This window comes from [Mycobacterium] manitobense (genome assembly GCF_025821665.1).
Taxonomy (GTDB): Bacteria; Actinomycetota; Actinomycetes; order Mycobacteriales; family Mycobacteriaceae; genus Mycobacterium; species Mycobacterium arseniciresistens.
The window spans coordinates 198,422-222,799 of the sequence record NZ_JACKSJ010000062.1 but is presented as its reverse complement, the minus strand read 5'-3'; the positions used below and the strand labels follow the sequence as shown (position 1 = coordinate 222,799).

General features: G+C 68.1%; 20 protein-coding genes and 5 pseudogenes. 20 read left to right on the top strand and 5 right to left on the bottom strand.

The genetic code is table 11. The features are described from left to right. The first annotated feature begins 20 nt into the window (after window positions 1–20). On the top strand, window positions 21–716 hold the full coding sequence (locus H7I41_RS08505; RefSeq protein WP_264012260.1) for a hypothetical protein: 696 nt from the start codon (window positions 21–23) through the stop codon (window positions 714–716). A gap of 118 nt (window positions 717–834) precedes the next feature. On the opposite strand, the pseudogene H7I41_RS30290 reads toward H7I41_RS08505, so the two are convergent. Next, window positions 835–1,155 (bottom strand): annotated as a pseudogene (locus tag H7I41_RS30290) (DUF742 domain-containing protein); the annotation flags it as partial. A gap of 36 nt (window positions 1,156–1,191) precedes the next feature. Continuing rightward, window positions 1,192–1,713 (bottom strand): annotated as a pseudogene (locus H7I41_RS30285) (peroxiredoxin); the annotation flags it as partial. A gap of 173 nt (window positions 1,714–1,886) precedes the next feature. Between H7I41_RS30285 and H7I41_RS08490 the strand changes: the two are divergent. Together H7I41_RS08490 and H7I41_RS08485 are read left to right on the top strand one after the other, a co-directional pair. Beyond that, window positions 1,887–3,185 carry a serine/threonine-protein kinase gene (locus H7I41_RS08490; protein ID WP_264012127.1) on the top strand — a complete coding sequence of 433 codons (1,299 nt, stop codon included), beginning with the start codon at window positions 1,887–1,889 and terminating at the stop codon, window positions 3,183–3,185. 86 nt (window positions 3,186–3,271) lie between these two features. Beyond that, a pseudogene (locus H7I41_RS08485) lies at window positions 3,272–4,640 on the top strand (HNH endonuclease signature motif containing protein). Between the two features lie 93 nt (window positions 4,641–4,733). Here the strand turns inward: H7I41_RS08485 and H7I41_RS08480 are convergent. Together H7I41_RS08480 and H7I41_RS08475 are read right to left on the bottom strand one after the other, a co-directional pair. Continuing rightward, window positions 4,734–5,930 (bottom strand): NAD(P)/FAD-dependent oxidoreductase, encoded by a 1,197-nt coding sequence (locus tag H7I41_RS08480; RefSeq protein ID WP_264012126.1) that lies wholly within the window; start codon window positions 5,928–5,930, stop codon window positions 4,734–4,736. 45 nt (window positions 5,931–5,975) lie between these two features. Next, window positions 5,976–6,962, bottom strand: a complete 987-nt coding sequence (locus tag H7I41_RS08475) for a sigma-70 family RNA polymerase sigma factor (protein ID WP_264012258.1) — start codon at window positions 6,960–6,962, stop codon at window positions 5,976–5,978. Window positions 6,963–7,093: 131 nt separating this feature from the next. On the opposite strand from H7I41_RS08475, the gene H7I41_RS08470 reads away from it, so the two are divergent. Further along, complete coding sequence (locus H7I41_RS08470; protein WP_264012125.1) at window positions 7,094–7,660, top strand: dihydrofolate reductase family protein; 567 nt, start codon at window positions 7,094–7,096, stop codon at window positions 7,658–7,660. A 47-nt stretch (window positions 7,661–7,707) separates the two neighbouring features. Further along, a complete protein-coding gene (locus tag H7I41_RS08465; RefSeq protein ID WP_264012124.1) occupies window positions 7,708–8,466 on the top strand; it encodes an alpha/beta hydrolase family protein in 759 nt (252 codons plus the stop codon). 8 nt (window positions 8,467–8,474) lie between these two features. Here the strand turns inward: H7I41_RS08465 and H7I41_RS08460 are convergent, their stop codons facing one another. Beyond that, window positions 8,475–9,263, bottom strand: coding sequence for an SDR family NAD(P)-dependent oxidoreductase (locus H7I41_RS08460; RefSeq protein ID WP_264012123.1), 789 nt, complete (start codon window positions 9,261–9,263; stop codon window positions 8,475–8,477). 294 nt (window positions 9,264–9,557) lie between these two features. Between H7I41_RS08460 and H7I41_RS08455 the strand changes: the two genes are divergently transcribed. The 15 genes and pseudogenes from H7I41_RS08455 (at window position 9,558) to H7I41_RS08380 (ending at window position 24,372) form a co-directional block, all read left to right on the top strand. Further along, window positions 9,558–10,106: a TetR family transcriptional regulator gene (locus H7I41_RS08455; RefSeq protein WP_264012122.1), complete on the top strand. Its 549-nt coding sequence runs from the start codon at window positions 9,558–9,560 to the stop codon at window positions 10,104–10,106. Window positions 10,107–10,303: 197 nt separating this feature from the next. Continuing rightward, window positions 10,304–11,072 (top strand): annotated as a pseudogene (locus tag H7I41_RS08450) (hypothetical protein). 195 nt (window positions 11,073–11,267) lie between these two features. Then, entirely contained in the window at window positions 11,268–11,870 is a 603-nt protein-coding gene (locus H7I41_RS08445) for a TetR/AcrR family transcriptional regulator (RefSeq protein WP_264012121.1), read from the top strand. 223 nt (window positions 11,871–12,093) lie between these two features. Beyond that, entirely contained in the window at window positions 12,094–13,608 is a 1,515-nt protein-coding gene (locus H7I41_RS08440; RefSeq protein ID WP_276008503.1) for a nitric oxide reductase activation protein NorD, read from the top strand. A 22-nt stretch (window positions 13,609–13,630) separates the two neighbouring features. Continuing rightward, on the top strand, window positions 13,631–14,434 hold the full coding sequence (locus H7I41_RS08435) for a CbbQ/NirQ/NorQ/GpvN family protein (RefSeq protein WP_264012119.1): 804 nt from the start codon (window positions 13,631–13,633) through the stop codon (window positions 14,432–14,434). A 13-nt stretch (window positions 14,435–14,447) separates the two neighbouring features. Beyond that, entirely contained in the window at window positions 14,448–14,579 is a 132-nt protein-coding gene (locus tag H7I41_RS08430; protein ID WP_264012118.1) for a hypothetical protein, read from the top strand. Then, window positions 14,576–15,392 (top strand): annotated as a pseudogene (locus H7I41_RS30405) (hypothetical protein). Before H7I41_RS08430 ends, H7I41_RS30405 begins: the two are co-directional and overlap by 4 nt. A gap of 96 nt (window positions 15,393–15,488) precedes the next feature. Continuing rightward, window positions 15,489–15,842, top strand: coding sequence for a hypothetical protein (locus H7I41_RS08415; RefSeq protein WP_264012117.1), 354 nt, complete (start codon window positions 15,489–15,491; stop codon window positions 15,840–15,842). Further along, entirely contained in the window at window positions 15,839–16,915 is a 1,077-nt protein-coding gene (locus tag H7I41_RS08410; protein WP_264012116.1) for an NAD(P)H-dependent amine dehydrogenase family protein, read from the top strand. The genes H7I41_RS08415 and H7I41_RS08410 overlap by 4 nt, the downstream gene beginning before the upstream one ends. Continuing rightward, complete coding sequence (locus H7I41_RS08405; protein WP_264012115.1) at window positions 16,912–17,964, top strand: NAD(P)H-dependent amine dehydrogenase family protein; 1,053 nt, start codon at window positions 16,912–16,914, stop codon at window positions 17,962–17,964. The genes H7I41_RS08410 and H7I41_RS08405 overlap by 4 nt, the downstream gene beginning before the upstream one ends. A 14-nt stretch (window positions 17,965–17,978) precedes the next feature. Continuing rightward, window positions 17,979–19,043, top strand: coding sequence for an NAD(P)H-dependent amine dehydrogenase family protein (locus tag H7I41_RS08400; RefSeq protein WP_264012114.1), 1,065 nt, complete (start codon window positions 17,979–17,981; stop codon window positions 19,041–19,043). Window positions 19,044–19,078: 35 nt separating this feature from the next. Next, window positions 19,079–19,465, top strand: coding sequence for a hypothetical protein (locus H7I41_RS08395; RefSeq protein WP_372503714.1), 387 nt, complete (start codon window positions 19,079–19,081; stop codon window positions 19,463–19,465). A gap of 32 nt (window positions 19,466–19,497) precedes the next feature. Beyond that, window positions 19,498–20,688 (top strand): cytochrome P450, encoded by a 1,191-nt coding sequence (locus tag H7I41_RS08390; protein WP_264012256.1) that lies wholly within the window; start codon window positions 19,498–19,500, stop codon window positions 20,686–20,688. After that, window positions 20,685–21,932: a cytochrome P450 gene (locus H7I41_RS08385; RefSeq protein ID WP_264012113.1), complete on the top strand. Its 1,248-nt coding sequence runs from the start codon at window positions 20,685–20,687 to the stop codon at window positions 21,930–21,932. Before H7I41_RS08390 ends, H7I41_RS08385 begins: the two co-directional genes overlap by 4 nt. Window positions 21,933–21,990: 58 nt before the next feature. After that, on the top strand, window positions 21,991–24,372 hold the full coding sequence (locus H7I41_RS08380; protein ID WP_264012112.1) for an ATP-binding cassette domain-containing protein: 2,382 nt from the start codon (window positions 21,991–21,993) through the stop codon (window positions 24,370–24,372). Window positions 24,373–24,378: the final 6 nt, after the last annotated feature.

The window sequence follows — 24,378 nt, the reverse complement described above, 5'->3', positions numbered from 1 at the left end:
AGAGGACGCCGGTGATCTGGATGATGGGTGGCTGGGGCAACCGCCAGGACGAGCTGCAGTCGTGCGCTTTGCGCTTGCAACGATCGATTCGGCTGGCCCCCTCAGAGCCGGACCTCTACGGGCAATGGGGAGTGCTGCAGCCGCAACAACCCGACTCCCGAACCGGCGAAGATCTCAGAATCGTTCCCATTGACGTCGATGACGTCGATGCTCTCGAGCGGATCATCGTGTCGACCACGGAAGCAGGCAGTGCCGGACCGCGAACGGGCCCCGGTCACTACATCGATCTGGTGCGAGACAGTGTGTCGCCGGCTTCCGAGGAAAGCGCGACAACGTTCAAGTACACGGTTCGCGCTGGTTTCACCGACATGCCGCGGCCCTACAATCACATCTTCGCGGACCTCCGAAGTGAGACTGACGAGAGAACGCTGATGGGTTACATGAGCGCGCTCGTGCAAGCGTGGAACCCCGACCACCTTGGTGCCGTCAGCCGCCGCGTGAAGAGGGAGCAAGGGCATCGGCCGCCTGAGGTCGTGGTTGGGCGTCTTACCTATATTCGGGGCGGCACGCCGTTGAACACGAGTGCCCTCGGCGACGAGATCGACGTCGCCGCGGCCGACGGCGGCCATTACATCCGGGTCCCGGGAACACCCGAGCAGCCGAGCGTCGACCACATTCGGCGCGTCCGACAGGCGCTGGGATACGCCGGCAGTTGATGCACTAGGGAGTCTCAGCTGACGACCGGCGACGCAGCGCCCAAGCCGCCGCCATCACTGCCCTTCTGCGGCGGGCGACAACCTGCCCGGGAACACATCAGCGTGGCGGACATGGCCCTCAGAGCGCCCGCAGGCCCTGCAGCGTCCTCTCGATCAGTTCACGTCGTTCAGCGATCGTCATCGAGTCACCAGGGACGGCCTGAACCCGCAGATAACCCTGCGTCACCAGCTCACCCACCAGGTACCGCGTCGCGCCGAGCGGTAGGGACAGATGCGCGGCGATCTCTGCGACCGAGCGGCTCTGCCCGCAACACGTCAAGACCTGCCCCCGCACGTCATGTCTTGGCCAGCCCGGCGGCTCCGTGGTGGTGGCCGCTTCGACGAAAGCCTCGAGCGGCAGTTCGAGACCAGCGTCGTCAAAGCCTGCCGTGAGCGTGGACGGCGGGACCTCGCGCCGCTGGAGCACGTTGTGGTCCTGCAGGAAACGCAAGGTGTGGTCGGCGTGCACCGATGCGCGCACCTCGTTGGAAATGACCTTGAGCACGGTGCGATCGGTGTCGATGACGAACGTGGTGCGTCTGACCGGCATGAATCTGCCCAGTAGGCCACGACGCCGGGTGTGGCGGCCACGCCACACCGTCTGATGCGGCATGACGGAGCCACGCAGCCTGGCGAGCCTGCCGCGACGCACCCCGAACAGCTCGGACACCACGCCGTCCACGTCCGAGAGCAGCGGGTAGTCGAACGAGCGCTGCTGGGCGAAGTGAGCCTGCCGGTCGACGGTGTCGGTGCTGATGCCCACCCGCTGGGCCCCGACCGCGGCGAACTCGTCGCTCAGATCGCGAAAGTGACAGGCCTGAGCAGTGCAGATCGGCGAGGACGCGATCGGGAAGAAGAACAGGACGACCGGGCCGTCCTGAAGGAACGCGGACAGTGACCGCGGCCGGCCGGTGTGGTCATAGAGAGTGAAGTCAGGCGCCTTCTCGCCCGCGATCATCGGCAGAGACTAACGCGGGGATGCGCCCCGTGACCCACGACTCAGCAATCTGGGTCGCCGAACGGCCGGCGGCCGGGGGCTGATCGGCCGGGCGACGGCACTGACGCCGATGGCCAACTTCTAAGTTTTCTCTGAGGGTTTACTCAGGCGTCAGCGCGGGAAATCCGCTCGGCATGGAGGGTCGTGGGCTTCTGGGCGACCGCTACGAACTGAGAGGCGTCCTCGGATACGGCGGGATGGCCGAAGTGCGTGACGGGTGGGATACCCGCCTGAACCGACCGGTCGCGGTCAAGATCCTCCACTCGTACCTGAGCTCGCAGGCGGAGATCCGCGAGCGATTCAAGATCGAAGCGTGCGCCGCTGCGGCACTCAACCATCCTCACATCGTCGGGGTGTACGACTTCGGCGACGGGGACGAGACGCCGTTCATCGTGATGGAGCGACTGCCCGGGGACACCCTCGGTGACCAGATCGAGCGCGGTCCGCTGCCTCAGAGTCAGGTGTCGACGGTGATGCGCAGTGTGCTCTCCGCGCTGGCGGCCGCCCACGGCGAGGGCGTGCTGCATCGGGACATCAAGCCGAGCAACATCCTGCTGACCGAGTCGGGCGCGGTGAAGGTCGCGGACTTCGGGATTGCGAAGACACCGGGCGCCGCACACACGACGACGGGTCAGTTGGTCGGGACGCTGGCCTACCTCAGCCCCGAACGGCTGGCCGGCGAGCCCGCGTCCGTCGCCGACGACCTCTATGCGGCCGGGGTGGTCGGCTACGAGGCGTTGGCCGGTCGCAAGCCCTTCGACCAGGAGGACATCGCGCCGTTGGCGCGCGCGATCGTCGAGGAGCAGCCGACGCCTCTGGCGCACCTGCGCGCCGATCTCGATCCGGGGCTGGCTCAGGTGGTCGAGCGCGCGATGTCTCGGGACCCCGGGCAGCGCTTCGCCAGCGCGGACGCGATGCTGGACGCGTTGAGCGGCAGGGCGGTCTCGCTGCCCGTCACCACCATCTCGCAGCGACCGCGCGTGATCCCGCCCATCGAACCGCCGGTCGCCCGTCCAGACTCCTCGCTGGACACCGTGGTCCTGGCGTCGACCGGACATCGCCGTTCCCGCAACCGCTCTCGTCAGGCGGTCGGTGCTGCAGCCGCGATGGGGGCACTGGCCATCGCGGTGGTGGCCTTCATCTTGGATTCGCCGTCCACGCCGGTGCCGGCCCAGCCTGATCCGGTGAGCATCAGCACGCCGAACATCGCCCCGATCAGCGCGACAGTCGCACCGTCCCCGGTGATCCAGCCGGCCCCGGTGGCCGAGCAGATCCCCGTGGTCGAGCAGGCGCCGGTGATCGAGCAGGCGCCGATCGTCGTACCCGAGCCGGCACCGGCCCCGGTGATCGAACAGGCGACGCAAGAACAGAAGCGCCCCAAGGGTAATGGCAACGGCCGAGGCAACGGGAACGGCAACAAGAAGCCGAAATGAGCTGTGGCGGTGCGCGCAATGGCTCGAGCACGTAGACCCGTTCCGAGTAGTCCAAACTTGTCGGACCCCTCTGCGATGATGGGTTCATGTCGTCGAGCGCAACGTCTTTCGCTCCTTCGGTGAGGCCGAAGGACCGTCTCGATGTGTTGTTCGACGAGATCGCGGAGCTGTGCGGTCAGCGCAATGCGATCGACGGGCGGCTGGTGGAGATCGTCGCCGAGATCGACCGCGACGGGTTGTGGGGTATGACGGGCGCGCGGTCGGTGGCTGGTGGAGATCGTCGCCGAGATCGACCGCGACGGGTTGTGGGGTATGACGGGCGCGCGGTCGGTGGCGGCGATGGTGGCGTGGAAGACCGGGTCGTCGCCGAGGAACGCTGAAATCGTTACCGCCGTCGCGCAGCGGTGGGAGGAATTGCCGCGCTGCACCGAACTCTTGCGCGACGGTCGGGTGTCACTCGATCAGGTCGGGGTGATCGCGGAGAAGGCCGGGCCGGGCTCTGATGCGCACTACGCCCAGTTGGTCACCGCCGCGACGGTGAACCAGTTGCGCACCGCGATCAAGCTCGAACCGAAACACGAACCCGACTCCAAGCCCGAACCCGAACCCGAAACGGAAGCAGAATCCGAGGCCCGGCCGCAACCCGACCCCGCGCCGTCATACAGCAAGACCACCGATGAGAAGGGCAGCTTCTACCGGATTTTCCTGCCGCATCCGGAGGCGGCGAAGCTCGACGCCGCGGTGGCGTCGCATCTCGACGGGATGGTCGCCGACTGGAAACACGACCATGGCGACGCGGATGCCGATGCCGACGAGCAGTCGCCGCCGATGCCCAAGACTGTCGATGCGTTCATGAGCGTCGTCGAGGCAGGCTGGGACACCGAGGTGGCCCGCCGCCCGCATGGGCAGCGCACCACGGTGGTGGCCCATGTGGACGTCAAGGAACAGGTGGCGTCGTTGCATCTGGGTCCGTTGCTGACCGACGCCGACCGCCGATTCCTGCTGTGCGACGCCACCTTCGAGGTGTGGTTCGAACGCCACGGGCAGCCCATCGGGTCCGGGCGCGACACCCGCCAGATCAGCCGCCGGCTGCGGCGGGCGTTGGAGCACCGGGACCGCTGCTGCGTGGTCCCCGGGTGCGGGGCCACCCGGGGTTTGCACGCCCACCACATCCAGCACTGGGAGGACGGCGGGCTCACCGAACTCGACAACCTCGTTCTGGTCTGTCCGTACCACCACCGGATGCACCATCGGGGCGGCATCACCATCACCGGCCCCGCGCAGCACCTCATCGTCGCCGACAGCGAAGGGGAGCAACTGAGTTCGGCGTCGCTGGCCCGCCCGCCGACCACACCACTACCCGATGTACCACCCTGTCCCGGGCCCGCCGGCGAACGGGCTGACTGGTGGTGGTACGAGCCGTTTCAACCGCAGCCACCACCGGCCGCGGCCTGAGTCGGGCGCCGGCACGCCGCCATGGCCCGCCGATGCACGCCCTCGCGCTGTTGTGGATTACCCGGCGCCGGGATGAGACAGCCTCTCGCACCGCTACTTCGGTGCGCCCTGCAACTCCGGAGCGGCGGCGGCCAGCAGCGCGGCGCGGTCACCATCGAGCGGTGGGTAGATCCGTTCGCCGTTGATCACCCGCTTGGTGGCCTTCGCCTCGGCGCCGCGCTTGACGACCCGCCGGTCCCAGCCCTCGGTGTACACCGCCCCGGCCGGCCCGAGATCGAGAACGGTGACATACCAGGGGATCCGCAATGTCAGCATCGGGGCGCCGAGCAGATCGCCGACCACGTTGTAACCGGCATAGCGGCCCATCGGCCGACCATGCTGACACGACATCACCGAGAGGTGCTCGTCGTCCATCCGCGCCGCCGCCACATCGCCCGCGGCGAACACTCCGCTCACACCCTGCACCCTCAGGAAGTCGTCGACGGGCAGCCGGCCCAGCCGGTCGCACGGCACGCCGAACTGCGCTGTCAACGGATTGGCCCGCATCCCGGCACACCACACCACGGTCGCGGCGGGCACGTCCTCAGCGGACGACAGCGTCACGCTCCGCTCGCCGACACCGGTCACCCGAACGCCGGTGACCGTGTCGACCCCGTTCCCGGCCAGCGCCTCCTCGATGACGGGCCGCGCCGATTCGCCCATGTCCGAACCGACGTGCGGATTGTGGTCGACGAGGACCACCCGCGGCGTGACACCGAGCGCGCCCGCGAGCATCTGCGGTAGCTCGCAGGCGATCTCGATGCCGGTGAGACCCGCTCCGACGACCACCGCGGTCGCAGACGCCGGATCGCCCGGGTCCAGCGAACGGATATGGGCCTGCAGTCGCATCGCCCCGTCGTAGGTGTCGACGTCGAACCCGAACTCCGCGAGTCCGGGAAGCTCCGGCCGCACCACCCGGCTGCCCACCGCGAGCACCAGGCGGTCGTAGCCCAGCGTGGCGCCGTCGGTGGTGCGGACGGTTCGCGCCGACGGGTCGACACCGGCCACATCGGCGGTGACATGCCCGACACCGACCGGATCGAGCAACTGCGGCAACGGGATTCGGCACGGGGTGAGGTCCGCCTCGTAGTTGCGGACACGGATGTCGTGAAACGGCTGCGAACTCACCACCGTGACGTCGACCGCGTCGCGGGGCGCGCCGAGTTCGTCGAGCCGCCGGGCGGCGCCCAGTGCCGCCCACAGCCCGGCGAACCCCGACCCGAGAACGAGGACGCGTGCGGTGTCCGGCATCGCCATATCGTCACGTCCCGCCGACCCGGATACAAGGGCACGCGACTAGGGGAGCGACCGCGGCAGGCCGAACGACGGGAGGACGGAGTTGTCGAACCGCGTCATCGCGCTGATGCGGTCGCCGGCGAGCGTGAGGACGTACACACCGGTGCCGTGCCGCACACCGCCGGGTGCGCGCAGGTAGGCGCCGAACGCCGGCTGCCCGTTGGCCCGTGTCGGCACCAGGTCGAAGCGGCGTCCGGCGCCGAAGATGTCGGCACAGAATCCGGCCACGAGATCGCGCCCGACGTACTCGAACGGCATCGGCGGCATCGACACGAAGACGTCGTCGGTCAGCAGTGTCACCAGAGCGCCGACGTCGGCGGACTCCCAGGCCGCGACGAACCGGGCCACCACCGTGCCGGTGGAGGCGGACGGCGGACCGGCGTTCACCGGCCGGCGCTGCTCGACGCCGGCCCGCGCCCGTTTGAGTGCGCTCTTCACCGAGTCGACGGTCGAGTCGAGCATGCCGGCCACCTCGTCGGCGCGGAACCCGAGCACGTCGCGCAGGACGAGCACCGCGACCTGGCGGGGCGGCAGGAGCTGGAGCGCCGTGACGAACGCCAGCGAGATGGCCTCGGTCTGCGCATAGCGGGCCTCCGGACCCGGCTGCGCGTCCGCGACACCCTCGAGCAGGGCGTCGGGAAACGGCTGGAGCCAGACCACCTCACCGAGCCGGCTCGGTTCCCGCGGTTCGACGCCCGGCACGTCCCAGCCCGACGCCGGGCGCCGACCGGTCGCCCGCCGCGCGTTGAGGCACCGGTTGGTGGCGATCCGGTAGAGCCAGGTGCGCAGCGAGGCCCGCCCCTCGAACGACGCGAATCCCCGCCAGGCCGCCAGCAGCGTCTCCTGCAGGGTGTCCTCCGCGTCCTGGAACGACCCGAGCATCCGGTAGCAGTGCACCAGGAGTTCGCGCTGATACGGCTCGGTCAGCGCGCGGAACGCCTCACCGTCCCCGGTCCGCGCCCGCGCCGCCAGGTCGTCGGCCACCACCTGCGTCTCTTCCTCCCGCACCTCTGTACGGACACCGGCCGCCGGGCAGAAGGGGCGCCCGGCCGGACGCCACCTTCGCCGACGCCGCGGTGTCAGTACACGGGACAGCCAACACCGATCGAGGAGCATTCATGGGACGAATCGTCGTCAGCGAGAACATCACGCTCGACGGAGTCGTCGAAGACCCCACCGGCGAGGAGAGCTCCGAGCGCGGCGGCTGGATCTCGGCGGCCGGTGACGAGGACCGCGCCGCGTGGGCGGCACTCATGCTCGACGAGGCGCGCGCGGCGCAGGCCCTGCTGCTCGGCCGGCGAAGCGACGAGTGGTTCGCGGCGCGCTGGCCCTCCCGCAGCGGCGAGTGGGCGGACAGATTGAACAGCATGCCGAAATCCGTCGTCTCCGCCGGCCACCGGCAGCCGAAGTGGAACAACGCGACGGTCCTCGACGGCGAGGTCGCGACCACGGTGGCCGAGCTCAAGCGGACGGTCGACGGCGACATCGTCGTCTACGGCAGCGCCCGACTGGTGCACGCACTGATGGACAGCGAACTCGTCGACGAACTCAGGCTCACCGTGTACCCCGTCGTGCTCGGCGCGGGCCGGCGCCTCTTCAGCGCGACGGGCGGCAGGACACCCCTGCAACTGGTCGAGAACCGCACGCTCGGTCGCAACCTCCTGTTCCTGCGGTACACCCGCTGACGGGCGTTGACAGGTGTTCATCGCGCGAGTCGTGATAGACCACCGGCATGGCCGAACGCGTCACCTTCTCCAGTTCCACCGGGCCGACACTCGCGGGCATCATCGAGCGGCCTGCGGGAGAGCCGCGCGGCTGGGGCGTCTTCTCGCACGGGTTCACGCTCGGCAAGGACTCGCCGGCGGCGGCGCGCATCTGCAAGCAGCTGGCGAAGGATGGCATCGGCATGCTGCGGTTCGACGCGCTCGGCCTCGGCGACTCCGAGGGGGACTGGGGCGACGGGTCGTTCACCCACAAGGTCGCCGACATCGTGCGTGCCTGCGAATTCATGGCCGACAGCGGCACTCCGGCCGACATCCTGATCGGACACTCCTTCGGCGGGGCGGCAGTGATCGCCGCGGCCAGGCAGTGCCCCGGCGTGCGGGCCGTGGTCACCGTCTGCGCACCGTTCGACCCCGCCCACGCCGAGAAACAGTACGACGCCGTGGTGGAGCGGGTGCTGGCCGAGGGCAGCGCCGAGTGGATGGCAGGGCGCCGGTCGCTGACGCTCAAGCGGGCGTTCGTCGAGGACGTCCGGGCGGCGGACCTGCGCGACAAGATCCGCGAGCTCCGGATGCCGCTGCTGATCCTGCACTCGCCGACCGACAACACCGTCGGCATCGCGAACGCCAGCGAGATCTTCCGCACTGCGCGACACCCGCGCAGCTTCGTCTCACTCGAGGGTGCCGAGCATCTGCTCACCGGCCCCGGGCAGGCCCACCGTGCCGGCCGCATCATCGGCGCGTGGGCCGACCCCTACCTCGGGGACTGACGGACGGCTCAGTAGTCCGGGATGGGCAGCGGCGAGTTGTTCGAGTCGATGCCGCCGTCGACGTGGAACGTCGCGTTCGTGGCGTAGCAGTCCTTGGTGCACAGGTAGACGGTCAGCCTGCCGAGGTCGGCGACATCGCCCAGCCGGTGCAGCGGAGTGAGCTCCTGCATCCGCTCCAATGAGCCGGGCATCATGTCCAGGCTGCCCTGCAACCCCGCGGTGGCGAACGATCCCAGAGCGATGGCGTTCACCCGGATCTTCGGGGCGAGTTCCTGCGCCATCGCGCGGGTCAGTGCCTCGAGGCCGCCCTTGGCCACGCAGTAGGCGGCCAGCGCGCGGATCCCGAAACGCGCTGAGCCCGAGGAGATGTTGACGATGGAGCCGTGGCCGGCCTCGAGCATGTGCGGGGCGACCAACTGACTCATGATGAATGCCGAGGTGACACACCAGTCGAAGGTGTGCCGGAAGTCCTCGTCGGTGATGTCGAGGAATCGCCCGTAGGTGGAGCCGCCGACATTGTTGACCAGGATGTCCACCCGGCCGAACGTCTCCATCGCGGTGCCGACGACACGTTCGCCGTCCTCCCGGCTGATCGCATCCGCCACCAGGGCCAGGCCGGTTCCGCCCTCGGCCTCGATCTCACCGATCGTGCCGACGATCTCAGACTCCGTGCGCGCGGTGCCCACCACCGTGCACCCGGCCTCGGCGAGCACCTTCGCGATTCCCGCGCCGACGCCGCGTCCGGCGCCGGTGACGATCGCCACCTGACCATCCAGATTGAACTGCTCGAGTGCCATGTTCGCTGCTCCTGGGACGTCCGACGGGAATGTGGACACCCTACAGTCGATGACTCGAGTCAGTCAGAGGAATGCCGGAACCGTCTTCGATCGGTCGTGCGGGCGTGTGCACGAATGACACGGCCGTCCACTTGCCTCGCAGCCGCCCGGGCCGGAGCGCGGAGACGCTAATGTCGAGGGTTCACAGCAGGTGCGAACCCGGCTGAGCAGGTCGGAACACGGCAGAACGGTAGGGCGGTGGCGAACGGTCTATCCACGCGCGAAGCGAAGCGGTTGCAGACGAGGGAACGACTGATGGGTGCTGCCATCGCCGAGTTCAAGCGGTCGGGCATGGCCGACGCCGACGTCGGCGCGATCGTTGCCGCCGCAGGCGTCGCCCACGGCACCTTCTTCTTTCACTTCCCGACCAAGGAACACGTTCTCCTCGAACTCGAACGGCGAGAGGAGGACCGCATCGCCAAACAGCTCGGCCAGTTCCTCAAGTCGAAGTCCGACCTGCCTTCGGCGTTGGACGAAGCGGCCCGGCTGATCATCGGACTGGAGCGGCGCCTGGGCGGGTCGCTGTTCAAAGACTTCTTGGCGCTGCACTTCTCGCAGACCCGTCCGCCCGCCGAGGACGGCGACGACCACCCCATCATCGTCCTCGTCGCCGAGCAGATCGAGAAGGCCCGCGAGCGGGGCGACATCGATTCCGACGTGAACTCGATGAACAGTGCGGTGTTCTTCCTCCTCGGCCTGTATGCGCTGCTGGTCACCACCAACGACTGGCCGACACGCCGGGCGCTGCTCGACGACTTCATGACCCGCACCCTGCGCAGCCTGCGGGCGGCACCTCCGCGCTGATCGCTCGGCTCTGACCGTACTTACGAGGACGCGAGCCTTTCGCCGTGCGCCCTTCGATGACTATAGTCAGCCACGAGTCCGACGGCCGGTGCCTGTTCGCCGGGTGCGAGGAGCCCGTCGGCAATCGGTAGGAGGGGTTCGTGAATCTGCCAACGGTGAACCTGCGGGGCGGCGGGCGCAGGGGCAAGTCGTCTGAGATCGCGGCGACGCCGAAGGGCGGGCTGACGTTCGAGGACCACCACGAACGGTCGCAGCAGGCGCAGCGCCAGGCCGACAAGTGGCTGATCTCGGGTTCTCTGCTGATCGGCACCGCGGCCCTCGGCGTCTTCGGCCTTCCGCTGTTCCTGCGCGGGGTCTGGCTGCTGCGCAAGGCGGCGCGCGACGGACTCTCGGTGCGCCCGATGATCGTCACCCTGATCGGCTACCTGGTGATCATCGACGCCGCGATCAACACGGTCGGCTGGGCGCTCGACCTGGTGGCGAACCACACGCTGCTGGCGCGCGTGCTGCTCAACGGCTGGGGCAACATGTTCGACGCCGGCTACTTCTGGCACTACAACGAACTGTTGGTCGGGGGCGCGGCAGGGCCGGGGGAGAAGGCGATGGAAGTGGGGATGATCCTCACTGTCTTCACGATGCGGATCGCTGCGGCGATCGGGTTCCTGCAGATGAAGCGCTGGGGCCACCAGTGGATGATCATCACCTGCTGGATGGGCGTGGTCATCTGGACCGTCTATGTCTTCAACATGACGATGTTCGCCGACGTCCGGTACGCCGGCGTGGTCTTGGATGGGCGTGGTCATCTGGACCGTCTATGTCTTCAACATGACGATGTTCGCCGACGTCCGGTACGCCGGCGTGGTCTTCCCGGTGATCGGCTGGTGGCTCTACGACATCTTCTACATCACTCCGTTCCTCGCGATCCCGTACCTGCACACCGTGAACCGCGAGATCTTCTCCGACTGAGCGCGCAGCCGGGTGGCCGAACGTCGGACTTCTTTCGTTGAAACCAGTCAGTGACCGATATCGGCGAACTGATCTGAAATATCGACGCAGTGCAGGTGAGACTCCTGTCTTGCAGCCGCTTCTGGCAAGTCCGGAGGCAGAGATATCGATAAGTCATTGACTTGACTCAGTAACAGCGATAGAACTGAGCCCACCATGACGCCACACCTCAAGCCGACCACGCGCGAGACGCGCAGGCGGCAGACGCGGGAGCGGATCCTGGGTGCGGCGGTCGCCGAGTTCAAGCGGTCGGGCATGGCCGGCGCCGAGGTGTCCACCATCGTGGCCGCGGCGGGCGTCGCACACGGGACGTTCTACTTCCACTTCCCGACCAAGGAACACGTGCTGCTCGAACTGGAACGCCGCGAGGAGTCGCGTGTCGCCGCCGAACTCACCCGGTTCCTGGACACTCCCCACGATCTGTCGGCCACGCTGACGGAGGTCGCCCGGCTGGTCACCGGTCTTCAGCAACGGCTCGGTGAGAGCCTCTTCAAAGACATTCTGGCGTCTCACTTCTCGCCGTCACGACCGCTTGCGGACGGCTGGACCGACCATCCCGTCATCGTGCTGCTGGTCCGGGAGATCGAACGGGCGCGGGGCGAGGGCGCGCTGCACCCGCAGGTCGACGCCTTCTACAGTGCCGTGTTCTACCTGCTCGGGATCTACGGGGTGCTCACCGCGGCGAACGACCGCGCGACCAGGGACACCGTGCTGACCGGGCTGGTCGCCTCCGCGGTGCGAGGTCTGGAGGTCCGGTGAGACCTTCCCGCCCCTGCGACCCGCCATCGACCTCCGAAACCACAACGAGGGAGCCGCACAATGGGTTACATCTGGGAGATTCTCCGCTACGTCGCCGCTTGGGGCGGAACGGGACTCATCATCTGGTTCTGGTATTGGATGTTCTCCAACATCGGCACCTTCTGACCGTGTCCCGCTCGGCGCCGGCCGTCGGAGGTGGCCGGCGGTGACCGAACTCGCCGACATGGCGGCCATGGAGATGGAGCGGAGCTGCTCGCTCACGGCGGTGGCACTGAGCGACGAGCGCCGCGAAGGCGCGCGACTCGTGACGGGCACGCACCGCGCCTTCAGCTTGAACGCGGGCCGGACCTTCGTGCACGTCCCGTATCCGCCGACGGTGCTGAACTGGTCCCGGCGAACCCTGACCTGCGGTGTCGCGCTGCAGTGTGCGCCGTCGAAGGATCGGCTGGCGGCCTACCGACTCAACGAACTGTCCGCACGGGAACTGCACGCGCTGACGCTCGTCGAGGCGGGAGTCGCACTCGGCTGGGTCACGTCCCGGTGGCCGGGCCTGATTCCGGAGTTCCGCCGTATCGTGCCCGCGCTGGATGCGGGTGATGCCGACATGGACGCCCGCTCCATGATCGAGCGCGCCGTCGAGATGGCGCAGCGGCGAACCGAACTCATCGACGATCCGCTGCTGGGGCGGCTCCCGTCGGTGTACACGGCGCCCGACGGACTGATCGACAAATTCCGCAGGCAGTTCGGCAGACTGCCGTGGACCACGACGCAGAAGCGGATGCCCCAGCCGCACTCGGTGCCGGTGGGCGGCGACGGCGGTGTCCGCAACCCGAACCTGCCACCGCCGAGCCGGCCCGACGAGAGCGACCTCGACGTCACCCCGGAACACCGCCCGGGGATCCCGTATCCCGAGTGGAACGCCTGGACGAAGAGCTTCCTGCCGGATCATGTCGCCGTACTGGAGCGGGCGCGCGACGCACACGTCGGCGAGTCGAGAATCGAGTCGGCCGACCTGCGGAAGTGGTTCGAGGAGCACACCCACCGCGCCATGACCGGTCGTCTGGAGGACGGTTCGGATCTCGACGTCGACCAGTACGTCCGGCACTACATGGACCGCAGGACAGGGGAAGCGGGAGAACCGCGGGTGTTCCGCGAACTGCTGCCGCGTCACCGCGACGTCAGCACCGCGCTGCTTTTGGACGGCAGTTCGTCACTCGGTGTGCACGGTGGCCGCATCTTCCGGCTGGAACTGGCCTGCGCCGACGCGCTGTCGCGAGCCATGACCAACGCCCGTGAGCGGCATGGCATCTTCGTCTTCACCGGCAACACCCGGCACCGGGTGGAAGTGCGCTGCCTCAAGGAGTTCGAGGAGGCCCGCTTCGTCCCGCCCGGCAGCCTCGGGTTGACCACCGGCGGATACACCCGGCTCGGAGCCCCGTTGCGCCACCTCACCAACCGCCTGCTGGCGCAGCCGTCCGAGCGGAGACTGCTGATCGTCATCGGCGACGGGCTCATCTCCGACGAGGGCTACGAGGGCCGCTACGCCTGGGCCGACGCCGCGCACGCGGTCGAGGAGGCCAACGACGCGGGCGTCTCGGTGTACTACGTCGGCGTCGGGCCCACCCGGGTCGATCCGCTACCCGAGGTCTTCGGACCACGCCGCTCGCAACGCATCCGGCGCGTGGAGGAGTTGCCGAGGGTGCTGGCACACGTCCACCGCGAACTGGTCAGCGCATGACCGCCGACGATCCGAGGGAGAGATGACGCCAGTCACCTACTACGCGAACGGCAACGAGGTCCAGCTGTTCGAGCAGGCCTACACGCGCAGGATCCCGGTCATGCTCACCGGACCGACCGGGTGCGGCAAGACCCGATTCGTCGAACACATGGGGTCGCTGCTCAACCGGCCCGTGGTCACCATCAGTTGCCACGACGACCTGACGAGCTCCGATCTCGTCGGACGGTTCATGGTGACCGGCGGCGACGTCGTCTGGACCGACGGGCCCCTGACCCGGGCGGTGAAGACCGGCGCCATCTGCTACCTCGACGAGGTGGTGGAGGCCCGCCACGACTCGCTGGCGATCCTGCACTCGCTGACCGATCACCGCCGCGCGCTGTACCTCGACCGGGCCGGTGAGGTGGTGCACGCCCCTGAGGAGTTCATGTTGGTCTGTTCATACAACCCGGCCTACCGCAGCTCACTCAAGGAGCTCAAACCCTCGTTCCGGCAGCGGTTCGTCACCCTGCCGATGAACTATCTGCCCGCGGAACGCGAAGCCGAGGTGATCGTCGCGGAGACCGGAATCGACTCTGCGGTGGCGCGGCGGCTGGTGCACTGCGCGACCGCCATCCGCACCGCCGATCAGGCCTTCCACTTCGAGCCGCCGTCCACCCGGGTGCTGGTCACCGCCGGGCAGCTGATCGCCGCGGGCGCAGGCGAACTCGAAGCGGCCGAAGCCAGCATCCTGGCACCGCTGAGCACCGACGGCGCGATCAACGACGGCCTGCGGGAGGTCGCGGCCGCCAGCCTGATGAGCGATACCTCCAGCGCGCAACCACTCTAGAAAGGGATTTCCGATGGTCGACCAGAGAGAGAAGAAGCGGAAGCGGGCACTCATCGTCTTCCAGATCGCGATCTACGGCTACCTGTTGGTGATGTTCCTGATCCAGCTGTACATGTCGTTCAGCCGCGGGTGGTGGGATCTGTGAACCTGCCACTGCTCGGCCGGCGTTCGGCGGCTGGGGCGGCGGTGGCGGGCGCGCCGCCGGGCGGGTCGGTGTCGTTCGATGAGCACCACGACGAATCGCGCCTCGCGCAACGGCGGGCCGACAAGTGGATGATCGTCGGTGCCGCACTGATGGGAATGTGGGCGCCCGGCCTGATCGGATTCCCGATCTTCATGCGCGGAGTATGGCTGCAGCGCCAGGCGTTACGGGCCGGGCTGTCGGTGCGCCCGATGATCGTCACCCTGATCGGCTACCTCGTCCTCATCGACGGAATGCTCAACAGTCTGGGCTGGGCACTGGATCTCGTCGCCAATCACACCCTGATCAACCGGGTGCTGATGGTCGGGTGGGGCCACATGTTCGACGCCGGATACTTCTGGCACTACAACGAACTGTGGGTCGGCGGTGCCGCGGGACCCGGCGAGAAGGCGATGGTGATGGGCATGATCATCACCGTCTTTGCGATGCGGTGCGCTGCGGCGATCGGGTTCCTGCAGATGAAGCGCTGGGGCCATCAGTGGATGATCATCACCTGCTGGATGGGCGTGGTCATCTGGACCGTCTATGTCTTCAACATGACGATGTTCGCCGACGTCCGGTACGCCGGCGTGGTCTTGGATGGGCGTGGTCATCTGGACCGTCTATGTCTTCAACATGACGATGTTCGCCGACGTCCGGTACGCCGGCGTGGTCTTCCCGGTGATCGGCTGGTGGCTGTACGACATCTTCTACATCACTCCGTTCCTCGCGATCCCGTACCTGCACACCGTGAACCGCGAGATCTTCTCCGACTGAGCGCAAGGAGCAACGACTGTGACCACACCGTCACCCACCGAGGAACAGACCACCGCCGAGGACCTGCCGCCCGGCACCACGCCCTACTACGCGCGCATGCACAAATGGATCAAACGTGCGGTGCTGGTGTGCCTGGTCGCGCTGGTGATCGAGGGCGCCTTCACCCTGCCGTTCATGGCCGTCTACTACGGCTACCCCACCTTGAGCCTCACCCAGATCTGCAGTGAGCTGCTCAAGGTCCGCTACTCCGACGACACCCTCGAGTGCAAGTACCCTTATCCGCCACTGGGCCCGCCGGAAGGCGCAGAGGGCAAGGACACCGCGAAGGACGAGTGGGGGATCCAACCGATCCCGAAATACGACAGGCTCGGCTTCCGCGAGCTCGTCGACCGCTACGAGGCGCGCCAGGCCCGCGAGGCGGCCGGACAGACTCCCGGACAACAACCGTGACGAAGAAGCTGCGGGTGATCCAGTGGGCCACCGGCAACGTCGGCAGCCATGCCGTCGCGGCGGTACACGAACACCCCGATCTCGAACTGGTCGGTGCCCGGGTCTACAACGCGGAAAAGGCAGGGCGCGACGTCGGCTCCATCTGCGGCATCGGCCCGATCGGAGTCACGGCCACCGACGACGCCGACGAGATCATCGCCCTGGACGCCGACTGCGTGCTGTACATGGCCGAGGGGGAGTGGAACCCGCCGGTCGCTCTCGACGACGTCTGCCGGCTGCTGGCCTCGGGCAAGAACGTGGTCTCGACGGCGGTGACCGCCTGGATCTACCCGCACAGCGTCGGTGACGAGGTGGTCGCACGGCTGCAGGCGGCATGCGATGAAGGGGGAACGTCGTTCCACGGCACCGGTATCCAACCCGGCTGGGCCGCCGAGGTGCTGCCGCTGACCATGTCCGGACTGTTCCGCCGGGTCGACTCGCTGCTGGTGCAGGAACTCATGGACTACAGCACCTACGGCGTTCCGTTCGTGCTGTTCGACGTCATGGGCTTCGGCAAGCCACCCGACGAGAAGGTGCCGATGGACGAGGAGGCCGTCGGCGGGTTGTCGTTCAAGGCCCCGCTGATGTTGCTGGCCGACGGTCTCGGCGCGACGATCGACGATTACGTCTGGGAACGGCAGGTCGCCGTCACCGACAAGCCGATCGAGGTCAAGGCCGGCCGGATCGAGGCGGGAACCGTTGCCGCGCAGCGCTTCAGCTACACCGCCATCATCGAGGGGCGCCGGGCGCTCACCGTCGAGCACATCACCCGCCTCGGCGCCGAGCAGGCGCCGGACTGGCCGAACGGCCGGGGCTGGAAAGTCACCGTCGAGGGTCTGCCGTCGATGGTCCTCGAATCCCGGATCGCCACCCATGGCGAGGACGACACCGACCAGGGTTGCCTGGGCACCGCCATGCACGCGGTGCATGCGATCGCCCCCGTCTGCGCGGCGGAACCGGGAATCCGCACATTCCTCGATCTGCCGACGATCGTGGGCCGTGGCGTGCTGTCGAGGAAGCCTGCCGGCGGGTGACCCACCGCGTCGTCCAGTGGACCACCGGCAACGTCGGCACGAAGTCCGTGCAGGCGATCGCGGCGAACCCGCTGCTGGAACTGGTGGGCTGCTACGCCTGGTCGGCGGACAAGGTCGGCCGCGACGCCGGTGAGCTCGCCGGGATCCCCGCCCTGGGCATAACGGCCACCGACGACGTCGACGCCCTGCTCGCACTGCGGCCGGACTGCGTCGTCTACAACCCGATGTTCGCCGACGTCGAGGAACTCATCCGGATCCTCGAATCGGGGGTCAACGTGGTGACGACGTCGGAGTTCATCACCGGCGACGGACTGGGCGCGGACAGGGAGCGGATCGTCGAGGCGTGTGTGCGCGGGGACGCGACGATCTTCGGCAGTGGCATCAACCCCGGATTCATGCAGATGCTGTCGATCGTCACGGCCGGGCTGTCGGACCGGGTGGACCGCATCTCGATCCTGGAGTCCTTCGACACCACCATCTACAACTCGCCTGCGACCGAGAAGCCCATGGGCTTCGGCTATCCCATCGATCAGCCGGATCTCCCCGCGATCACCGAAAACGGGTCGTGGATCTTCCGGGAGGCCGTGCTCCTGGTCGCCGACGCCCTCGGCGCCCGCCTCGACGAGGTGCGGTGCAGCGTCGACTACGCCCAGACCACTGAGGATCTCGAACTCCCCGGCGGCTGGACCATCGGCAAGGGCTGCGTCGCGGGGGTCGATGTGCGCTGGCAGGGCGTCATCGGCGGACGCGAGGTGATCGAGGTGCGCGGCCGCTGGCGCAAGGGCCAGTCACTGGACCCGGATTGGCCGATGGACTTCGGCTACACCGTCGAGGTCCAGGGCCGGCCGACGATCAGGACCACGCTGAGTTTCGAGCCGCCGCCGGACTTCCGGGCCGAGACACTCGACGACTTCGTGATGCTCGGCCTCACCATCACGGCCATGCCGGCGATCACCGCCATCCCTGCCGTGGTCGCGGCGCCGCCCGGCATCGCCACGTACACCACTCTCCCGCTGATGCTGCCCCGCGGCGTTCTGGCCGCCCGGTGAAAGGTCGAAGCTCGATGTCTGACAACCCTTCGAGAACATATCGGGTCATCCAGTGGATGACGGGCGACGTCGGGCAGGTCGGGGTCCGGCACTTCACCGGCAATCCGACCTTCGAACTGGTCGGTGTGCTGGTGCACACGCCCGAGAAGGTCGGCAAGGACGCCGGAGAGATCGCCGGCACCGCACCCAACGGCGTCCTGGCGACCGACGACATCGACGCGATGGTCGCACTGGACGCCGACTGCGTTTTCTACACGCCGGTCATCATGGACGTCGACACCGTCTGCCGTCTGCTGCGATCGGGCAAGAACGTCGTCACCACGAGTGGCTTCTTCTACCCGAGCGCCGATTTCGCCGAATACGGCGATCAGATCCGCGCCGCGTGCGCCGACGGCGGTGTGTCGTTCCACGGCGGCGGGATACACCCGGGCTACGCCGGCGACATCCTGCCCCTCACCCTCGCCCGGGTGGTCGACAGGATCGAGCGCATCGAGGTCTACGAGGTGGTGAACGTGCTCACCGATGCGCCGGTCGACCACATCGACTGGCTGGGCTTCGGCAAGCCGAAGAAGGAGTTCCTCTCCACACCGACGATTCTCGGCCTCGGGGTGCCGTTCTTCGCGCAGTCGATGCACATGATCGCCGACGGGCTCGGCGTCGAGATAGCCGAGGTGACCGCGGACCTGCGGGCCGCCACCGCCACGCAGGACATCCCGCACGACGAGGGCACGATCGCGCGCGGCACGGTCGCCGCCCAGCACCACGAGTGGACGGCGTGGGTCGACGGCCGGCCCCTGATCGTGTTCCACGCGATCTACCTGACCACAGGGCCGGACGGTCTCGACCCCGCATGGGACTGGGGAAAAACGCGGTACCGCATCGTGATCGACGGTGACCCGCCGACGGAGCTGACACTGCAGGGCGTCGAGCAGCCGGACGGCGCCTTCTCCCACCCCGGTTACGCGTGGACTGCGATGGGTGCGATCAACGCGATCCCCGACGTGTGCGACTCCGCGCCCGGCTGGATCACCCATCTGGACCTCGGTCTCGTCCGGCCTCGCGGACTGGTGCGGCCGTGACCGAGGGACCGACGGCGACCCAGCTGCACCACGTCGTGTTCGCCGTCGCGCCCGAACGCCACGCCGAGGCGGCGCGGATGTTCACCGAGATCGGGTTCGCACTGCAGGACCTGCAGCTGACCGAGCTCGGCCTGCAGGTCCACCTCGACTGGGAACGGGGGATCGAACTGATCAGTCCGCTGGCCGGAGCCACGGCCACGGTCGCCGCGTCGGTTCGGGACTTTCTCGCCGGGCACGGCGACGGGGTGTACACCGTCGTCATCCGGGTCCCCGGGGCCGAGGCGGCCGAATCCGTCGCCGGGCGTTACGGCGGGACGACGCGTTTCCGGCAGCACTTCGACGGGGACGGAACCTATCTCGACGAGGTCGACCTCTCGGTGCTCGGCCTGCCGCTGACCTTCCTCGCGACCAATGTGCCATGACGGTCACCGGCGACACCGACAGGGCGGATGACATGGCCACGCCCGGCGAGCGGACCGCACTGCCGCACATCCTGTACGACGGTCTACCCATGGCAGGCGACCGCGGCGCCGGGTGGGCGGCGTTGCGCGACCTCGGACCCGTGGTGACCGGAGACGGGTGGTACTACCTCACCCGGCGTGAGGATGTGCTCGCCGCACTGCGCGACTCCGAGGCCTTCTCGTCATCGAGGGCGTTCGACACCATGGTCAGCCCCGTGCCGCTCATTCCGCTCGCCTGCGATCCCCCGGACCACACCCGCTACCGTCGGTTGCTGCATTCCTTCTTCAGTCCGCAGACGCTCGGACGCATGCTCCCTTCGATGCAGGCGCAGGCCGCCGAGATCATCGAACGGATCGCGGGCGGCGGTGACGGGTGTGAGGTGATGGCCGATCTCGCCACCCCGTACCCCTCGCAGGTGTTCCTCACCCTCCTCGGTCTGCCGCTCACCGACCGGCAGCGGCTGATCGCCTGGAAGGACGGCGTCATCGGCATCAGCCTCGACAGTGACCCCGACCCCGCCGCTCTGGTGCCCGCCGTCGAGTTGTTCCAGTACCTCAGCCAGGCGGTCACCTCCCATCGGGACGACCCTGGTGACGACATCCTGTCGCGACTCCTCACCGGCGCCGACGCACTCACCGATCAGGAGGCGCTCGGACTGGCCTTCGTCCTCGTCCTCGCCGGTTTGGACACCGTCACCTCGGCGATCGGCGCGGCGATGCTCGAGTTGGCCAGGCGTCCCGGCCTGCGTCGCGAGCTGTGCGACAACGCCGCTGCGATACCGGGATTCGTCGAGGAGATCCTCCGGCTCGAACCTCCGGCCCCGGTCGTCGGACGGGTGACGACGCGGCCGGTGACCGTGTCGGGCCACACGATTCCCGCCGGAGCGCAGGTCCGGCTCTGCCTGGGTGCGATCAACCGCGACGGCAGCGATCCGACCTCCGGTGACGACATCGTCCTCGACGGCAAGCTGCACAGACACTGGGGTTTCGGCGGCGGTGCGCACCGCTGCCTGGGCTCGCATCTGGCGCGCATGGAGCTGAATCTGGTGATCGCCGAATGGCTGGGCCGCATACCCGATTTCGAGCTCGCCCCCCACCACACACCGGAGATCGCCTGGCCCGCCGCCACCTGCACCCTGCAGCGACTGCCCGTCAGATTCCTCGCCGCCAAGGAGGCGCCATGAACGTCGAGACCGCGGCGCGGAGCGTGTTCGAATCGAATCTCCCGGTGTTGCACTACGAGGCCACGGAGACGCCGCGCGAGGTGCTGCCGAGAATTCGGGAAGCCCAGGCGCAGGCGCCGGTCGCCATCGGTCCGCTCGGCCCGGAGGTGCTGTCCTACGAACTCTCCCGGACGATCCTGCGTGACAGCCGGTTCGTGATTCCGCCCGGCATACATCTGACGGCGCAGGGCGTGACCTCGGGGCCGCTCTGGGACCGGGTGGTCGGCAGCATCATGTGCGCAGAGGGCGCACATCACCATCGGCTGCGCAGCCTGGTGTCGAAGGCGTTCACGCCGCGCGCAACCGCCCGCCTGCACGGCACCATCGTCGCGGTGGTCAACGAGCTGGCCGACGGTGTCGCCGAGACGAAGCGCTGCGATGTCGTCACCGACATCGCCCGGCACTACCCGATCCCGGTGATCTGCGCCCTGGTCGGCGCGCCACGTGAGGACTGGCAGATGTTCTCGCGCTGGGCGGAGGAGATCTTCAAGATGGTCAGCTTCGACGTCGATCTCATCGCCGAGATCCCCGCCGTCTTGGGCGCATGGGCCGAGCTCGACGCCTACGTCGACACGATGATCGCGCAGCGTCGCCGCGATCTCACCGACGATCTCCTCTCCGAACTCATCCGCGCCGAGGACGACGGCGACCGGCTGAGCGCCGACGAACTGCGCATGACTGTCGCCAGCCTGTTGGTGGCCGGGACCGACACCACCCGGAACCAGTTGTCCGCCTCTGTTCAGGTGTTGTGCGACCACCCCGAACAGTGGGCGATGCTGCGGACCGAGCCCGGCCTGGCGATGCGTGCGGTCGAGGAGAGCATGCGTCACTCGCCCGCGGTGTGCAGCACCCTGCGGACGGTGAACGCCGACGTCACCGTCGGCGGCTACATGTTTCCCGCCGGCACGTTCGTCCTCGTGAACACGTTCGCCGCCAACTGCGATCCGGCCGTCTACCGCGATCCGGACCGATTCGACATCACCCGCGAGGACCCGCCGGCGATCCTCACGTTCGGTGGCGGGGTGCACTACTGTCTCGGGGCGAACCTGGCGCGCCTCGAGCTCGCCGAAGCGCTGCGGATACTGGCGGGACGGCTGCCGAATCTGCGCCGGGCCGGTCCGGCCCCGTGGAAGCCGATGCTCGGCATGAGCGGCCCGACCAGCCTGCCGGTGGAATTCGGCACCCCGGTGGCTGTAGGGAACTGAATCGGCGGCCGCCGCCAGGGTTCCGGCCGCGGGCACCCCCGTGGCACGATCTGACCCGATGAGCAGAGGACTTCCCGCCGCCGACACCCATGACGTCATCCGCGTGCACGGGGCACGCGAGAACAACCTCAAGGGCATCGACATCGAACTGCCCAAACGCCGACTCACCGTGTTCACCGGTGTCTCCGGCTCCGGCAAGAGTTCGCTGGTGTTCGGCACCATCGCCGCCGAGTCGCAGCGGCTGATCAACGAGACCTACAGCGCCTTCGTCCAAGGCTTCATGCCGACACTGGGCCGGCCCGAGGTGGATGTGCTCGAGGGCCTGACCACCGCGATCATCGTCGACCAGCAGCGGATGGGCAGCGACCCGCGCTCCACCGTCGGCACGGCCACCGACACGGGCGCGATGCTGCGCATCCTGTTCAGCCGCCTGGGCGAACCGCACATCGGATCGCCGCAGGCGTTCTCGTTCAACGTCGCCTCGATCAGCGGAGCCGGTGCGGTCACCATCGAGCGCGGCGGACGAACGGTCAAGGAGCGCCGCGACTTCGCCGTCGTCGGCGGAATGTGCCCGCGGTGTGAGGGCCGCGGTGCGGTCAACGACATCGACCTGACCGCGCTGTACGACGACAGCAAGTCGCTCAACGGCGGTGCGCTCACCATCCCCGGGTTCAGCATGGAGGGCTGGTACGGCCGGATCTTCAACGGCTGCGGCTTCTTCGACCCGGACAAGCCGATCCGGGACTTCACGGCCAAGGAACTCGACGCCCTGCTGTACAAGGAGGCCACCAAGCTCAAGATCGACGGCGTCAACCTGACCTACCTGGGACTGATCCCGCAGATCCAGAAGTCCTACCTGGCCAAGGACGTCGGGGCGATGCAACCGCACATCCGTGCTTTCGTCGAGCGCGCCGTCACGTTCACCACGTGTCCCGACTGCGACGGAACCCGGCTTTCCGAGACCGCCCGGTCGTCGAAGATCAACGGCCGCAACATCGCCGAGCTGTCCGCGATGCAGATCAGCGACCTCGCCGAGTGGGTGCGGGACCTGGGTGACGGCGCAGCGAAGGTGGGGCCGCTCGTCGCGGCGCTGCGCCAGGGTCTGGACGCGTTCGTCGAGATCGGGCTTGGCTACCTCTCACTGGACCGGTCGTCGGGCACGTTGTCGGGTGGTGAGGCGCAGCGCGTCAAGATGATCCGGCATCTCGGCTCGGCCCTCACCGACGTCACCTACGTGTTCGACGAGCCGACGGTCGGGCTGCATCCCCACGACATCGCCCGGATGAACGCGCTGTTGCTGCGGCTGCGCGACAAAGGCAACACCGTGCTCGTCGTCGAGCACAAGCCCGAGGTGATCGCCATCGCCGACCACGTGGTCGACCTCGGCCCCGGCGCGGGCGCCGCGGGCGGCGAGATCGTCTTCGAGGGGACGGTGGCCGGGCTGCGCGGAAGTGACACGCTGACCGGTCGCCACCTCGACGACCGGGCCTCTCTCAAGGACGCGGTGCGTGAGCGTTCCGGCGTCCTGGAGGTCCGCGGCGCCGACACCCACAACCTGGCCGCCGTCGACGTCGACATCCCCCTCGGTGTGCTGGTGGTGATCACCGGCGTCGCGGGCTCGGGGAAGAGTTCGCTCATCCACGGTTCGGTGGCGCGCCGCGACGGCGTCGTCGTCGTCGACCAGACCCCGATCCGTGGCTCCCGGCGCAGCAACCCGGCGACCTACACCGGACTGCTCGAACCGATCCGCAAGGCTTTCGCCAAGGCCAACGGCGTCAAGCCTGCGCTGTTCAGCGCCAATTCCGAAGGCGCATGCCCGAACTGCAACGGCGCGGGTGTGGTGTACACCGATCTGGGAATGATGGCCGGTGTGGCCGCCACCTGCGAGGTCTGCGAGGGCAGGCGTTTCGACGCGTCGGTGCTCGATTACACGTTCGGCGGCAAGGACATCAGTGAGGTGCTCGGCCTCCCGGTGTCCGACGCGCTGGCGTTCTTCACCGACGGTGACGCCAAACTGCCCGCAGCCCAGCGCATCCTGAACAACCTGGAGGCGGTGGGACTGGGCTATCTCACCGTCGGCCAGCCGCTGACCACGTTGTCCGGCGGTGAGCGGCAACGGCTCAAGCTGGCGACCCGGATGAGTGACAAGGGCGCGGAGAGCGGAGAGGTCTACGTCCTCGACGAACCGACCTCCGGCCTGCACCTCGCCGATGTGGAGCAGCTGCTGGCCCTGCTCGACGGGCTCGTGGAGTCGGGCAAGTCGGCGATCGTCATCGAGCACCACCAGGCCGTCATGGCGCACGCCGACTGGATCATCGACCTCGGCCCGGGAGCCGGACACGACGGCGGACGGATCGTCTTCGAGGGGACGCCGGCCGACCTGGTCGCGGGCCGCGCCACCCTCACCGGCGAGCACCTCGCCGACTACGTCAGCGGCTGAGGATCG